Source organism: Caballeronia sp. LZ029 (assembly GCF_031451275.1).
Taxonomy (GTDB): Bacteria; Pseudomonadota; Gammaproteobacteria; order Burkholderiales; family Burkholderiaceae; genus Caballeronia; species Caballeronia jiangsuensis.
The window spans coordinates 526,311-540,740 of record NZ_JARUXO010000001.1 but is presented as its reverse complement, the minus strand read 5'-3'; the positions used below and the strand labels follow the sequence as shown (position 1 = coordinate 540,740).

Here is a 14,430-nt window from a genome sequence, read left to right as displayed (position 1 = left end):
GAGAAGAACGAGCTTAAAAGAATTTAAACGATCGTTCGAATCACATGCCGGCCAATTCCGCGAACATCCCCGTTACGGCCTCGATGTTGCCCGTCAGTCACCGCGTCAGAACGCCGTAAGTTTTCGTTCCAATAATCTTTGCACCGGAGCCGCCTAGTCGCGGACCGATGTATTCGAAAATTCAAATCAGGAGACGATACATGGCTACGGTTGAGGGGCGCGTGTCACACGCACCGATGACGGCGGAGGAGAAGAAAGTCATCTTCGCCTCGTCGCTGGGCACGGTGTTCGAATGGTATGACTTCTATCTGGCGGGCTCGCTCGCCGTCTATATCAGCAAGACCTTCTTCTCGGGCGTCAATCCGACGGCCGGCTTCATCTTCACGTTGCTGGGCTTCGCCGCGGGCTTCGCGGTGCGTCCGTTCGGCGCGATCGTGTTCGGCCGGCTCGGCGATATGGTCGGGCGCAAGTACACGTTCCTCGTGACCATCGTGATCATGGGTCTGTCGACGTTCCTGATCGGCTTCCTGCCGGGATACGCGACGATCGGCATCGCGGCGCCGGTCATCTTCATCGCGATGCGGCTGCTGCAAGGTCTCGCGCTCGGCGGAGAGTACGGCGGCGCGGCGACGTACGTCGCGGAGCACGCGCCTTCGAACAAGCGCGGCGCGTGGACGGCGTGGATCCAGACTACCGCGACGCTCGGCCTGTTCATCTCGCTGATCGTGATTCTCGCGGTGCGCACGATCATGGGCGAAGAGCAGTTCGGCGCATGGGGCTGGCGCATTCCGTTCCTCGTGTCGATCCTGCTGCTCGCCGTGTCCGTGTGGATTCGCATGAAGCTGCACGAGTCGCCGGTGTTCGAGCGCATCAAGGCGGAAGGCAAGACGTCGAAGGCGCCGCTCACGGAAGCGTTCGGCGAATGGAAGAACCTGAAGATCGTGCTGCTCGCGCTCTTCGGTCTGACGGCGGGCCAGGCGGTCGTGTGGTACACGGGCCAGTTCTACTCGCTCTTCTTCCTGACGCAGACGCTGAAGGTCGATGGCACCAGCGCGAACATCATGGTCGCGGTCGCGCTGCTGATCGGCACGCCGTTCTTCGTGTTCTTCGGTTCGCTGTCGGACCGTATCGGGCGCAAGCCGATCATCATGGCCGGCTGTCTGATCGCCGCGTTGAGCTTCTTCCCGCTCTTCAAGGCGCTCGCCCACTACACGAACCCGACGCTCGAAGCCGCGACGCAGAAGTCGCCGATCGTCGTGATCGCCAATCCGGACGAGTGCTCGTTCCAGTTCAATCCGGTGGGCACGGCGAAGTTCACGAGCTCCTGCGATATCGCGAAGAGCGCGCTGTCGAAGGCGGGTCTGAACTATGAGAACGTGGCGGCGCCCGCGGGCACGCAGGCGCAGATCAAGGTCGGCGAGACGGTGGTGAACACGTACGACGGTAAGGCCACCGACGCGAAGGCGCAAGGCGCGGCGTTCGACAAGACGCTCGCCGGCACGTTGAAGAGCGCGGGCTATCCGGCGAAGGCCGATCCGGCGCTGATCAACTGGCCGATGGCGATCGTGGTGCTGACGATCCTCGTGATCTTCGTGACGATGGTGTACGGGCCGATCGCGGCGATGCTGGTCGAGATGTTCCCGGCGCGAATCCGCTATACGTCGATGTCGCTGCCGTATCACATCGGCAATGGCTGGTTCGGCGGCTTCCTGCCGGCGACGGCCTTCGCGATCGTCGCGGCCAGGGGCGATATCTACTCTGGCCTGTGGTATCCGATCGTGATCGCGCTGGCGACGTTCGTGATCGGCATGCTGTTCGTGAAGGACACGCGCAAGTCGAATGTCTATCACGAGGATTGATGCGGGCTTCGCCTGCCCTTCCACGCGGTTCTTAAGAATTCGCGTGGAAGGGGTTGACAGCCTGTACGACGCTCGCCATAATCTCGTCTTCTTTCGGCGAATTAGCTCAGTCGGTTAGAGCGACGGAATCATAATCCGCAGGTCCGGGGTTCGAGTCCCTGATTCGCCACCAGCTTCAAGAAAAAGCCGCTGTCCCACAAGGACAGCGGCTTTTTGCTTTCCTCCTCACGCGCGTTCCCCATCCCCCTCATGCTTAAATAGCGCATCCGCTTCCTCAAGCATCCAGAACGTGCCCACCTTCGACCAACTCGCCGCGACCATCCGCGACCGTTTCCCCGACCTGAGCCCGCAATTCCAGGCCGGCGCCGCGTTCCTTCTCGACTATCCCGACGAGGTCGCAGTCCTCTCGATGCGCAAAGTCGCCGAACTCGCGAAGGTGCAACCCGCCGCGATGGTCCGTCTGTCGCAACAACTCGGCTTTCCCGGCTGGAACGAACTCCGCGAAATCTTCGTGAGCCGCGTCCGCACGCGTCCCGAACCGCTGACGACGCGCGCCCGCTCGCTCGTAAAGAGCGGCGCCGACAATCACCTGAGCCGCGATCTCGCGCAAGCGCAATCGCACAACCTCGATCTCACGCTCGCGCAAAACGCCGACAGCGTCGTCGATGCGGCGAAGGCACTGAAGAAGGCGCCGCATGTCCACGTCGCGGGCTTTCGTTCGTGTTATCCCGTCGCGTTCAGCCTGCTCTACGGCTATCGCCTGTTCCGCCCGTCAGTGAGCCTCGTCAGCGGCGAGGCCGGCACGCTCGAAATGCAGTTGCGCGGCATCGAAAAGCGGCACGCCGTGGTCGTCGTGAGCTTCGCGCCGTATTCCGTCGAAGCAGTGCGCGTCGCGCAGGCGGCTATCGAGCGCGGCGCGAAACTCATCGCGCTCACGGACAGCGCCGTGTCGCCCATCGCGTTGAATGCGGATCACACGCTGATCTTCTCGCACGAATCGCCGTCGTTCTTTCCATCGCTCGTCGCGGCGTCGGCGCTGGCGGAAATGCTCGTCGCGCATCTGCTCGCGCTCGAAGGCAAGGATGCAGTCGCCAATCTGGAGCAGGCCGAAGCCGCGCTGCACTCGCAAGGCGCGTACGCGGCGAGCTGACCGGGCGCGCAACACGCTGCCGATGCATGCACACTTGACAACAAATGTTGTTGACGCGTTAAAATCACACATCGCGTGTTGCGAGCGCATTCAAAAGGCAGGGATCATGTCCACGGTATTTCATCGGGCGCCGCGCGCCAAGCTTCCCGTCGCGGTTCGTGGCGACGGCATCGAGATCGTCGATTCGACCGGCAAGCGCTACATCGACGCGTGCGGCGGCGCGGCCGTCTCGTGTCTCGGTCACAGTCATCCGCGCGTGATCGACGCGATCCAGCGCCAGGTGCAGCAATTGCCCTACGCGCACACGTCGTTCTTCACGACGGAGCCCGCCGAAGCGCTCGCGAACCTGCTCGTCGAAGCCGCGCCGAAGAATCTCGGTCACGTCTATTTCGTGTCCGGCGGTTCGGAAGCAATGGAAGCCGCGCTCAAACTCGCGCGTCAGTATTTTGTCGAGAAAGGCCAGTCCGAACGGCGACATTTCATCGCCCGGCGGCAGAGCTATCACGGCAACACGCTCGGCGCGCTCGCTATCGGCGGCAACGCATGGCGTCGCGAGCCGTTCCTGCCGATCCTGATCGAGGCGCATCACGTCACGCCCTGCTTCGCGTATCGCGAGCAACGAGCGGGCGAAACCGACGAAGCCTTCGCGCAACGTCTCGCCGACGAGCTCGAAGCGAAGATTCTCGAACTCGGCGCGGAATCGGTGGCGGCGTTCGTCGCGGAGACGGTCGTCGGCGCGACGGCAGGCGCGGTGCCGCCGGTGCGCGAGTACTTCCGCAAGATCCGCGCGGTCTGCGACAAATACGGCGTGCTGCTGATCCTGGACGAAGTGATGTCCGGCATGGGCCGCACCGGTTATCTGTTCGCGTGCGAGGAAGACGGCGTATCGCCCGATATTCTCGCGATCGCGAAGGGACTCGGCGCGGGCTATCAGCCGATCGGCGCGACGCTCGTCAGCAACGAGATATTCGACACAATCGTCGGCGGCTCGGGCTTCTTCCAGCACGGGCACACGTATATCGGTCACGCGACGGCGTGCGCGGCGGCGCTCGAAGTGCAACACGTCATCGCCGAAGACAAGCTGCTCGACAACGTGAAGGCGCGCGGCGAGCAGTTGCGCGCGGCATTGCGCCAGCGTCAGGAGAATCATCCGTTCATCGGCGATGTGCGCGGGCGCGGCCTTTTCACCGGCGTCGAACTGGTGCGGGATCGCGAGAGCAGGACGCCGTTCGATCCCAAGCACAAGCTGCACGCCGTCATCAAGAGCGAGGCGATGAAGCGCGGCCTCATGGTCTATCCGATGGGCGGCACCGTCGATGGCCGCATCGGCGATCATGTGCTCATCGCGCCGCCGTTCATCACCACGGCCGAACAGATCGAGACGATCGTCGAGCGTCTCTCCGATGCAATCGACGGCGCGCTTTCCGCCATCGCATGAGAACGATCATGAGCAAACGACTCCCCGACTTCCAGCCCGCCGCCGCATCCGACGAACAAAAAGCCGTGTTGCAGGACATCCTGAACGGCCCGCGCGGCAATCTCAACGGCCCGTTTCTCGGCTGGATCTTCAGCCCCGAACTCGCGCAGAACGCGCAGAAACTCGGCGCATTCTGCCGCTACAAAACGGGCCTGCCGCTGCGGCTTTCGGAACTCGCGATTCTCGTGACCGCGGCGCGCTGGCGCTCGCAGGCGGAATGGCACATCCATCATCCGATCGCGCTCGATGCCGGCCTCCCCGCCGATATCGCTGAAGCCGTGCGCCGCGGCCAGACGCCCGCTTTCGCCGATGCCGACGACAAACTCATCTTCGATTTCGCGACCGAACTCTATGAAACGAAGCGCGTGAGCGATGCGACTTACGATGCCGCCGTCGCGCGCTTCGGTCATACGGTCGTCGTGAATCTCGTCGGCTTGCTGGGCTATTACGCGCTCGTCGCGATGACGCTCAATACCTTCGGCATGCGCGCCGAAGGGCAGACCGAGCTGCCCTTCAGCGAATAAGCATCGTCACTCGAACGCCTTGTCGTTCGGCTCGGCGTAGAGCTTCTGCATCGTCTCGCTCATCGGAAAATCGAAGTTGATGTTCTTGGGCGGGACGGGCTTCATGAACCACTTGTCGTACATCGTTTTGATCTCGGGGCCCTTCATCACCTGGCTCATCGCATCATCGACGAGCTTTTTGAATTCCGGATCGTCCTTGCGCATCATGAAGCCGTACGCCTCCGACGACTGCGGCGTGCCGACGAGCACCCAGTCCGACGGCTTCGCGGTCAGCGAGCGCGTGCCTGCCAGCAGCACGTCGTCCATCATGTAGGCGACCGCGCGCCCGGTTTCGAGCGTCGCGCGTCCCTCGCCGTAGTCCTTCGCGCTGATGATGCTCATGTTCATCTTCTTCTCTTCGTTCATCTTGCGAAGAATGCGCTCGGACGTCGTGCCCTGATTCGTCACGACGGTCTTGCCCGCGAGATCGGGAAAATCCTTGATGCCCGAATCCTTCTTTGTGAGCAGGCGCGTCGTCGCGACGAAGAATGTGTCGGAAAACGCGACCTGATTCTGCCGCGACACGAGATTGGTCGTCACGCCGCATTCGAGATCGACCGTGCCGTTCTGCACGAGCGAGATCCGGTTCTGCGACGTCACCGGAATGAAGCGCACGCGTAGATCCGGATGCTTAGTCTTCGCCTTGACCGCATCGATCACCTTGTTGCACAAGTCCTGCGAAAAGCCGACGACGTTATTGTTCGCATCGACATAAGAGAACGGCACCGACGTTTCGCGGTGGCCGATCGCGATCAGGTTGACGCTCTGAATCTTGGCGAGCGTCGGCTGCCCGTCCTGGCCGTAGCTCGCGCCCGTGACGAGCGATAGCGCGGCGAACGCGACAGACGATGCCAGCAGCGGCGTGGATTTCATGACGACCTCGTTTCATGTGTAGTGATACATATGTTGCCATCGACAAAATAATTGCAACATATGTATTCGCCCTAGGCCGGCTTGAAACCGTGCGCGCTGCGACGTTTGCTTACAAATGTCACAGCAAACGCGTGCACCGCCTGCGTCGGGCGGCGTTATAGCTGGCAGGCACCCACAGGAGTCGCTTGCCATGAACGCCGTTCCCGAAATTCAAACGAAGCCGTCCCGCATTCATCCGCTCGTCGCGGCAGCCGCTGTGTCGATCATCCTCGCGTGCGGCACCGGCGTCGCGGCGATGACGGGCCTCCTGCCGTCGTCGAAGGCGACCGCCACGACGGTCACGGCTTCACCGCTCGTCGATGCCCAGACGGCCAAGGCCGTGCCTGTCACGCAGGCTTCGCCGGCCGCGGCGCAACAGCCCGCGTCGCTGCCGCGCGCCGTGCGCGGACATCATCCGACGCCGGTGCACCGGCCCGCGCCGGTTCAGGAAAACACGTCCTCCACGCCGAATCCCGCGCCCGCCTACGACCCGTACGCCGGCGAAGTGACCGCCGTCAACGCCGTGCAGGCCGCGCAGCCGACGACCGGCATCGGCGCGATCGGCGGCGCGGTGGTCGGCGGGCTCGCGGGCACGCAGATCGGCAATGGCCGCGGACGCACGGCGGCGACGATCATCGGCGCGATCGGCGGCGGGCTCGCGGGGAACCAGATCGAACACGTGGTTCACAAGTCGACGACCTATCAGGTGCAGGTGCGCATGAACGACGGCAGCGTGCGCAGCTTCAACTACGAAGCCGCGCCGGGCGTCGCGGTCGGCCAGAAGGTGCACGTCTCCGGCGAAACGCTGACGCCCGCCTGAGCGAGCGGTCGCGCGCCTTAAGACAGCGCTAATTTTCCGGTGCGATGATGCTTTCCACGCCAAACGCATCCAGCAAATACGGCGTCCCGGCGCAGCAGACTGCGCCGGCCCGCGCGAACACCTCTTTCGGGAGCCCTGCCGTGAAGAAGAAATCGACGAACATGAAATCCGCCCGTCCCGCGATGTCGCCGCTCTTGCGCGCGCTGACGTACAGCCGCGCGGCGCGCGAACCGATGATCGACGCGATGCTGCTGCGTTGCTATGCGGCGCTCGACGCGTTCGATCGCGGGCACGGCTCGCAGCCGCTCTTCATGACGCTGTGCCGTCATATGCTGGTCGCGGAAGAGTTGTGCCAGCTCGGCCACGCGCCGGAATTCGAAGACGACATCACGCTCGCGCACGAGGCGCTGGTCGAACTGGATGCGCGTCATTCCGCCGACGGCGCCTGGACGCTCGACGCCGATGAACACGCGCGCCTGTGCGCCGCGCTCGCCGTGCTGGCGGAGCAACTCGAAGTCGCGACGCTCGAACACATCGCTCAGGCCGAAGCGCGCATGGTCACTCAATCGCTCGTCGCGGCGAACATGCGTTCGGACATCGGGCATCCGCAGGCGGTGTCGTCGGCAGGCTGAATATCGCTACGGGATCAGTACTTTCCCTCAATGTGCTTATCAATTGCGGATGTGTTTGCAACCGTACATTCTTAGGAATGGCGCTTGGCAATACTTATTCCAGCGCACGGGGGGAAGCAGCAGAACGCGCTGAGAGACCGACGAACAGGATGGGCGGCACTCGACCGGGTGACGGGTAGAAGCGAAGCGCGTGAACAAAAAACCAAAGCGCAAGTTTTTATCGACGACGCGGCGAGTAGCAGGCGAAAGATGCCGGCGCCCCGACAAAGAAGCTCAAAAGCCGGCAGCCGCCGGCTTTTTCTTTTGCGATGTCTGCGGTGTCGCGTGGTTTCGGATTTCGACGCGATGCGCTGAACGGCGTCTGAGACGCGCTCAGCGAAAGTCCGCAAAAAGGCTTTCCGCGCATTCGACGCACCAGTTACGCGACACCTTGTCGGGAAGCGCATCCCACAGGTGGCCGTATGCGCACTTCCAGCGCAATGGCGTCGCGGCATCGACATAGCGGCGCGAGAGCAACGCGCCGCCGCGCACCCGCGCCACTTCGCGCAGACGCTTCGTCTCCAGTTCGAGGCGCTCGGCCGCGCAATTCATGCAGCGCACGTTCTGCGCGACGCCGACCGTCCTGTCCCAGCGATGCCCGCGGTCGCACTCCCAGCGAGTGAGCGTTTTTTCGCCAGAATCGCGCAGCATCTGATCGCGATAACGCGACGCCTCGTCCATCAGACGAAGGCGCGTGTTGCAGATGACGTAATCGCTCATCGTTCTCGTGCTTTGGTGTCAGCGCTGACCGCCGCGGATCGCTTCGGACCGCGAGGTCGTCACGACGATGCCGTCAGGACCGAAGTGCGCGTTGAACATCGCGTCCTGATTCACGCCGTCTTCGAGCCAGTGCCAGCTCCAGACGCGCTCCTTCTTCAGGCGATACTCCGCGATCTCGGTCGGCTTGCCGAGCAGTCTGCGCACTTCGTCCATCGTCATGCCGGGCCGCACCTTCGCGAAGTTTTCCGCGGTCAGCACCTGCGTCACGGAGACGAAGAGGCCGTCCGAATCGACATCGACCATATAGGTGCTGGTTCCCGCCGGACCGCGCGGATATTCCAGGCGCTTGCTGCCGTCGGTGAATGAGCGCTCGGTTTCAGGCTCGCCCATCTGATCGCGGATCTGCGCCTCCGTCGTGACGCCGGGCTGCAGGTTTTTGAGCAGCAGGGTATCCGGCTTCACTGCGTTGAAGAATGCCTTGAGCTTGTTCAAGCCTTCCTCGCTCTGCTGCTGATCGCATCCCGAAAGCAGCGATGTCAACGAAGCCGCGGCCAGCGCGGCGATTACGATCTTCTTCACCTTCTATCCCCTTCCTGCCGCGCCGGATCAGCCACCCGCCGCGCCGAGCAGCGGCATCGGATCGACTGCCGCACCCGACTTTCTCACTTCGAAATGCAACGATGGCGTGCCGCTCGGTCCCGTGCCCATGTCCGCGATGGTGGCGCCCTGCTTCACGGTATCGCCTTCCTTCACGAGCAGCTTCTCGTTGTATGCGTAGGCGGTCAGATAGTCGTTGCCATGCTTGACGATGATCATGCGGCCGTAGGAACGCAAGCCGCTGCCCGCGTACACCACCTTGCCCGACGCCGCCGCCTTGACCGGCTGTCCGACCTTGCCCTCGATATCGATGCCCTTGTTGCCGCTCGCGCCGAACTTGCGCACGACGTCGCCATGGACGGGCCAGACGAAGGTGCCCTTCGGCGCGGTCGCGGTGACGGCCGATGGCCGCTCTTCGTTCGCCGCAGCGGGCTTGTCGGCCGCGGGCTTCTGCGCCGCCGATTTCTCCGCTGTCGATTTCTCCGGCGTCGGCAAAAGCGGCGGCTGCGCGATCTTCGACGTGGCGGCCGATGCGCCCGCAGCCGTCGAAGCCGTCGTCGATGCGCCCGGCGGCGCGACACGCAACACCTGCCCGACGTTCACCTGCCTGCTTTCCGGCAGCGTGTTCCATTTGGCGAGATCGGCGGGCTTCTGCTTGAAGGTGCGCGAAATGCCATAGAGCGTGTCGCCCGGTTTCACGCGATAGAAGCCCGGCTCGACCGGCGCGGCAACCGTGGGCCCGAGCGGCACGACCGGTGCGGGCGTCACGCCGGGCGATGTGCCCTGCACGACCGGCGGCGCGCTCAACGCCGAATTTTCGACGATCGGCGCAGGCGTGCGCGGCGTCGACGTGCAGCCCGCCAATCCCGCCGCCATCCCCGCCACGAGCGCCAGGCCCGCGATCGCCCCGCGCGAATCGGCTACGAAGCCTTCCTTGTGCATCACCACCAGCTTTCTCATGCTTGTCGTCTTGAACTATTTCAACTTGCCGGTTGCGCTCGTCGGCGCGGCGTTTTTCATCACGCGCAGACGCTTATCGCCACCCCGTACACCGCCGTTCCGCCGCATCGGAGAATGCCACAGCCGGACGCCAACGCCATGAATGCCAGCGCGACCCACAGTCCGGACATCGCGCGCATCCGCTCACCACACACACTTCTCAAATACCTAAGAAACACGATCCCGCCAGCATAAAACATTACAGAAACAAATTCGCCTCAGTGACCTAAACGACACACTCCGGGAAATGGCCGACCAAACCCTTTGGCATTCTAACTTTTTGACTTAAATGGCCGCGTTCATGCGTCGTCGGTTGTCCGGTTCATCGACGCTCGCCCAGATTGACAATCCTTGACATTTGACGGGCCACTGTCACGGACATTTCCGCTACATTGCCCGCGCCCGGATGCAGGTTTCGATTGCATCCCGCAACCATCAATTCGACAGGAGTCTCAACTCATGCAAATCATGCAACACGGAATCATCCTCAGTCTGATCATCGGCGGTGTCGCTGGCTGGCTCGCCGGCCTCATCATGAACGGCACGGGCTTCGGCGTGATCGTGGATATTCTCGTCGGTATCGTCGGCGGCGTGATCGGCGGATGGATCTTCGGCACGCTTGGCCTCTCGTTTGGCGGCGGCATCCTCGGTACGCTGATCACGGCCGTGGTCGGCGCGGTGGTGCTGCTTTTCATCATCCGCCTGTTCCGCCGCGCCTGACGCAACTGCGCAGCGCCCGCGAGGCCGGCATTCGTCGGTCTCGCGGGATTCCCCAGGCTCAAGCCTTCGAATTGCGGCGGCTCATCTTCCAGAGCGCGCCGATCGCGACCGGCACGACGGCGGCGCCGATCCCCACCAGCACTATCACGTTCAGATACTGCTTGATGAACGGAATGTTGCCGAAGAAATAGCCGAGCAGCACGAGCAGCAGCACCCAGATGAGCGCACCCATAATATTGAAGAACTGAAAGCGCGCGTGACTCATCGACGAAACCCCCGCGACGAACGGCGCGAAGGTCCGCACCACCGGCACGAAACGCGCGATCACGATGGTCTTGCCGCCGTGCTTCTCATAGAAGTTATGCGTCTTTTGCAGCGCGGCCCGGTCGAGGAAGCGCTCCAGCACGGGAATGTTCGTGTCGAAGACTTTGGGCCCGATGGCGCGGCCGATCCAGTAATTCACCGTGTTGCCCGTCACCGCCGCGATGAGCAGCAGCACGATCAGCGCGACCAGATCCATCTCGTGCGACGCCGCGAACGCTCCGCCGATGAACAGCAGCGAATCGCCCGGCAGGAACGGAAACACGACGAGCCCGGTTTCGCAGAACACGATCAGGAACAGCACCGCGTAGACCCAGGCGCCGTAATTCTGGATGAAGACGCCAAGCGACTTGTCGATGTGAAGGATGAGTCCCAGGAATTGCAGCAACGTATCCAAAAATCTTTCCTCAAAAAGTTGAGCCGGCGAAGGAAAAGCGGCGCATCGGCATCGAAAGCGGGAGTCGCGCCATGATACCGAACCGGTACGTCGGGCCGGTTAAAAAACCGTATCGCGGCGTGATCGTGCGGTGCGTTGGCGGGCATGGACGGCCAGTCCGGCGCGAAATGGACGAAACGGCCGAAACGATGCGAATCGTTATAATTTCGCCATGTCCGAGCTCAACGAAACTTCCGCTGGCGATTTGACCGCCGACGGCGCGCGCCGTTCGCGTGCCATCGCCCCGCTGCCCGACCAGCTCATCAGCCAGATCGCCGCGGGCGAGGTGGTGGAACGGCCGGCGTCGGTCGTCAAGGAATTGCTGGAAAACGCGCTCGACGCGGGCGCGACGACGTTGCGCATCACGCTCGACGAAGGTGGCGTGAAACGCATCGTGATCGCCGACGACGGCAGCGGCATTCCACCGAACGAGCTTCCGCTCGCGCTGATGCGCCACGCGACGAGCAAGATCCGCTCGCTCGCGGAGCTGGAAGCCGTCGCGACGCTGGGCTTTCGCGGGGAAGCGATCGCGTCGATCGCATCGGTTGCCGAACTGTTCATCACGAGCCGCACCGATAGCTGCCCGCACGCCACGCGCATCGACGCGCAGACGGGGGCGATTTCGCCGGCGGCCGGCACCGTCGGCACGACGATGGAAGTGCGCGAGCTGTACTTCAACACGCCCGCGCGCCGCAAGTTCCTGAAGAGCGAGCAGACCGAACTCGGCCACTGTCTCGACGTGATTCGCCGCACGGCGCTCGCGCGGCCCGACGTCGCGATTTCGGTGATGCATAACGGCAAGGCCGTCGAGCACTGGAACGCGAGCGATCCGCAAACGCGCGTCGCGAAGATTCTCGGCGAGGTGTTCGAAACCGCGCATCTGCCGCTCGACGAGCGCGCCGGGCCGCTCGCCGTCTATGGCTGCGCGGGCCTGCCGACCGCGAGCCGCGGTCGCGCCGACCAGCAGTATTTCTTCGTGAACGGCCGCTTCGTGCGCGACAAGCTGCTCACGCACGCGGTGCGCGCCGCGTATGAGGACGTGTTGCACGGCAATCGCTATCCGGCGTACGTGCTGTTCCTCGATCTGCCGCCCGAATCCGTCGATGTGAACGTGCATCCGTCGAAGATCGAAGTACGCTTTCGCGATTCGCGCTCGATTCACCAGTATGTCTTTCACGCCGTGCAACGCGCACTCGCGCGACATGCGGGCGCTTCGCCGGAGACGACATCGGGCGGGCACGCGGCGCAATTGCAGCCGACCGGCCCAGCGTCGTTCAGCGCGAAGCCGTTTGCCGGTGCGCCCGACACGCTCAATCTGAAAAGCGAGAACGGCACGAACTGGATGCGCCAGTCGCGCATGACGCAGGGCACGCTGCCGGTCGCGCAGCCGCTCGCGCTGTATGACGCGCTCTTCGGCCGCAAGGACATCGGCGCGGGCACGCCGAACGCGACGACTTCCATCGACACGCCTTATCCGGGCGTGGACGAGCGGCCATCGGCGCCGGTCATGGCGAACGACAGCGCGCTCGATCACGCCAGCGAACAGCCGCTCGGATTCGCCGTCGGCCAGATTCATGGCATCTACGTGCTGGCGCAAAACGCTCGCGGTCTCGTGATCGTCGATATGCACGCGGCGCACGAACGCATTCTCTATGAGCAATTCAAGCACGCGCTCGCCGATCGCGCGATCGCGGTGCAGCCGCTCCTGATTCCCGTGTCGATGACGGCCGAACCGGTCGAGATCGGCATCGTCGAGGAAGAGCGCGACACGCTCGATGCGCTCGGCTTCGATCTCGCGGTGCTGTCGCCGACATCGATCGCGATCCGCGCGGTGCCCGCGTTGCTGAAGGACGCCGATCTGCAATCGCTCGCGCGCGCCGTGCTCGCCGACCTGCACGCGTATGGCGGATCGCGCGTGCTCACCGAGCGTCAACACGAATTGCTGGGCACGCTCGCGTGTCATAACGCGGTGCGCGCGAATCGCCGGCTCACGCTCGACGAGATGAACGCGCTCCTGCGCCAGATGGAAGCGACCGAGCGCGCCGATCAGTGCAATCACGGCCGGCCGACGTGGTTTCAGCTCACGCTCGCCGATCTCGACCGCCTTTTCATGCGCGGACAATGAGCGATACCGCTTTGCGCGTGGCCTGTCTGCTCGGGCCGACGGCGTCCGGAAAAACGGCGGCCGCGCTCGCTTTCGCGGCGCGGCATCCGGTCGAGATCGTCAGTGTGGATTCGGCGCTCGTCTATCGCGAGATGGATATCGGCACGGCCAAGCCTGACGCGGTGGAGCGCGCGGCGGCGCCGCATCATCTGATCGACATCATCGATCCCGCCGAGACGTATTCCGCCGCGCAGTTTCGCGCCGATGCGCTGCGGCTGATCGGCGAGATCGTCGCGCGGGGAAATGTGCCGTTGCTGGTCGGCGGCACGATGCTGTACTACAAGGCGCTGACGCAAGGTCTCAACGATCTTCCCACAGCCGATGCCGACGTGCGCGCCGCGCTCGACGCCGATGCCGCACGCGACGGCTGGCCCGCGCTGCACGCGCGGCTCGCAACCGTCGATCCGCAAACGGCCGCGCGGCTCGCGCCGAACGACTCGCAACGCATCCAGCGCGCGCTCGAAATCTTCATGCTGACCGGACAGCCGATGTCCACGCTCCTCGCCGCACCACGCACCCAGCATGTGGATGCGCCGTATCGCTTCGTGCCGATCGCGCTGGAGCCGTCCGATCGCGCGGTGCTGCATGCGCGCATCGCGGCGCGCTTCGATGCGATGCTCGCACGAGGTTTCATCGACGAAGTGAGACGGCTGCGCGCGCGCGGCGATCTCGATCTGTCGATGCCGTCGATGCGCTGCGTCGGTTATCGGCAAGCGTGGGAGTACCTCGACGGCGCGACGGGCTACGACGAGATGCGCGACAAGGGCATCTTCGCGACGCGGCAGTTGTGCAAGCGTCAGTTGACGTGGTTGAGGGCGATGCCGGAGCGTGTCGTCGTGGATTGCTGCGCGGAGGATGCGACGGAACGGGCGTTGGAGGCTCTCGTTCGCAGTCCGAAAATCTGAAAAAACAGACCGAAACATTGCGTGTAATCGTTTCAAACCGCTAGCATCTTCCAATCCGCCTGGTGCAAAGAACGCGCTACCAAGCGGAGATGCTGTTCCATCTATATTTCGCATGA

At 63.6% G+C, this 14,430-nt stretch carries 15 protein-coding genes and 1 tRNA gene; 10 read left to right on the top strand and 6 right to left on the bottom strand.

Annotation, left to right across the window (positions count from 1 at the left end; genetic code table 11):
* Window positions 1-200: 200 nt before the first annotated feature.
* The 5 genes from QCE73_RS02570 to QCE73_RS02550 all read left to right on the top strand — a co-directional run bounded on the left by QCE73_RS02570 (window position 201) and on the right by QCE73_RS02550 (window position 5,010).
* On the top strand, window positions 201-1,859 hold the full coding sequence (locus QCE73_RS02570) for an MFS transporter (RefSeq protein WP_309879647.1): 1,659 nt from the start codon (window positions 201-203) through the stop codon (window positions 1,857-1,859).
* Between the two features lie 95 nt (window positions 1,860-1,954).
* Window positions 1,955-2,031, top strand: a tRNA-Met gene (locus tag QCE73_RS02565).
* Between the two features lie 117 nt (window positions 2,032-2,148).
* Entirely contained in the window at window positions 2,149-3,009 is an 861-nt protein-coding gene (locus tag QCE73_RS02560) for a MurR/RpiR family transcriptional regulator (RefSeq protein ID WP_309879646.1), read from the top strand.
* Between the two features lie 106 nt (window positions 3,010-3,115).
* Window positions 3,116-4,447, top strand: coding sequence for an aspartate aminotransferase family protein (locus tag QCE73_RS02555; RefSeq protein ID WP_309879645.1), 1,332 nt, complete (start codon window positions 3,116-3,118; stop codon window positions 4,445-4,447).
* A gap of 8 nt (window positions 4,448-4,455) precedes the next feature.
* Window positions 4,456-5,010: a carboxymuconolactone decarboxylase family protein gene (locus QCE73_RS02550; protein WP_309879643.1), complete on the top strand. Its 555-nt coding sequence runs from the start codon at window positions 4,456-4,458 to the stop codon at window positions 5,008-5,010.
* 6 nt (window positions 5,011-5,016) lie between these two features.
* Here QCE73_RS02550 and QCE73_RS02545 read toward each other — a convergent pair whose 3' ends face one another.
* Complete coding sequence (locus QCE73_RS02545) at window positions 5,017-5,922, bottom strand: glutamate/aspartate ABC transporter substrate-binding protein (protein WP_238209832.1); 906 nt, start codon at window positions 5,920-5,922, stop codon at window positions 5,017-5,019.
* Between the two features lie 190 nt (window positions 5,923-6,112).
* Here QCE73_RS02545 and QCE73_RS02540 point away from each other — a divergent pair, with 190 nt between their 5' ends.
* Window positions 6,113-6,781, top strand: a complete 669-nt coding sequence (locus tag QCE73_RS02540; RefSeq protein WP_309879642.1) for a glycine zipper 2TM domain-containing protein — start codon at window positions 6,113-6,115, stop codon at window positions 6,779-6,781.
* 28 nt (window positions 6,782-6,809) lie between these two features.
* On the opposite strand, the gene QCE73_RS02535 is transcribed toward QCE73_RS02540, so the two are convergent.
* Window positions 6,810-6,944 (bottom strand): hypothetical protein, encoded by a 135-nt coding sequence (locus QCE73_RS02535; RefSeq protein WP_309879641.1) that lies wholly within the window; start codon window positions 6,942-6,944, stop codon window positions 6,810-6,812.
* On the opposite strand from QCE73_RS02535, the gene QCE73_RS02530 reads away from it, so the two are divergent.
* Window positions 6,922-7,413: a hypothetical protein gene (locus QCE73_RS02530; protein WP_404989727.1), complete on the top strand. Its 492-nt coding sequence runs from the start codon at window positions 6,922-6,924 to the stop codon at window positions 7,411-7,413. The genes QCE73_RS02535 and QCE73_RS02530 overlap by 23 nt on opposite strands.
* A 372-nt stretch (window positions 7,414-7,785) precedes the next feature.
* Here QCE73_RS02530 and QCE73_RS02525 read toward each other — a convergent pair whose 3' ends face one another.
* The 3 genes from QCE73_RS02525 to QCE73_RS02515 are packed head-to-tail and all read right to left on the bottom strand — an operon-like array spanning window position 7,786 to window position 9,729.
* Window positions 7,786-8,172, bottom strand: a complete 387-nt coding sequence (locus QCE73_RS02525) for a hypothetical protein (RefSeq protein WP_309879638.1) — start codon at window positions 8,170-8,172, stop codon at window positions 7,786-7,788.
* Window positions 8,173-8,190: 18 nt separating this feature from the next.
* Window positions 8,191-8,751, bottom strand: a complete 561-nt coding sequence (bamE, locus tag QCE73_RS02520) for an outer membrane protein assembly factor BamE (protein ID WP_309879637.1) — start codon at window positions 8,749-8,751, stop codon at window positions 8,191-8,193.
* Between the two features lie 27 nt (window positions 8,752-8,778).
* The gene (locus QCE73_RS02515) at window positions 8,779-9,729 is read right to left on the bottom strand and encodes a peptidoglycan DD-metalloendopeptidase family protein (protein ID WP_309879636.1); all 951 of its coding nucleotides are present in this window, start codon (window positions 9,727-9,729) and stop codon (window positions 8,779-8,781) included.
* Window positions 9,730-10,236: 507 nt separating this feature from the next.
* Here QCE73_RS02515 and QCE73_RS02510 point away from each other — a divergent pair.
* Complete coding sequence (locus tag QCE73_RS02510) at window positions 10,237-10,488, top strand: GlsB/YeaQ/YmgE family stress response membrane protein (protein WP_035497970.1); 252 nt, start codon at window positions 10,237-10,239, stop codon at window positions 10,486-10,488.
* A 58-nt stretch (window positions 10,489-10,546) separates the two neighbouring features.
* Here QCE73_RS02510 and QCE73_RS02505 read toward each other — a convergent pair whose 3' ends face one another.
* Entirely contained in the window at window positions 10,547-11,206 is a 660-nt protein-coding gene (locus QCE73_RS02505; RefSeq protein ID WP_035497800.1) for a DedA family protein, read from the bottom strand.
* A gap of 211 nt (window positions 11,207-11,417) precedes the next feature.
* Between QCE73_RS02505 and mutL the strand changes: the two genes are divergently transcribed.
* Window positions 11,418-13,370 carry a DNA mismatch repair endonuclease MutL gene (mutL, locus tag QCE73_RS02500; RefSeq protein ID WP_309879635.1) on the top strand — a complete coding sequence of 651 codons (1,953 nt, stop codon included), beginning with the start codon at window positions 11,418-11,420 and terminating at the stop codon, window positions 13,368-13,370.
* Window positions 13,367-14,314 (top strand): tRNA (adenosine(37)-N6)-dimethylallyltransferase MiaA, encoded by a 948-nt coding sequence (miaA, locus tag QCE73_RS02495; protein WP_309879634.1) that lies wholly within the window; start codon window positions 13,367-13,369, stop codon window positions 14,312-14,314. The genes mutL and miaA overlap by 4 nt, the downstream gene beginning before the upstream one ends.
* Window positions 14,315-14,430: the final 116 nt, after the last annotated feature.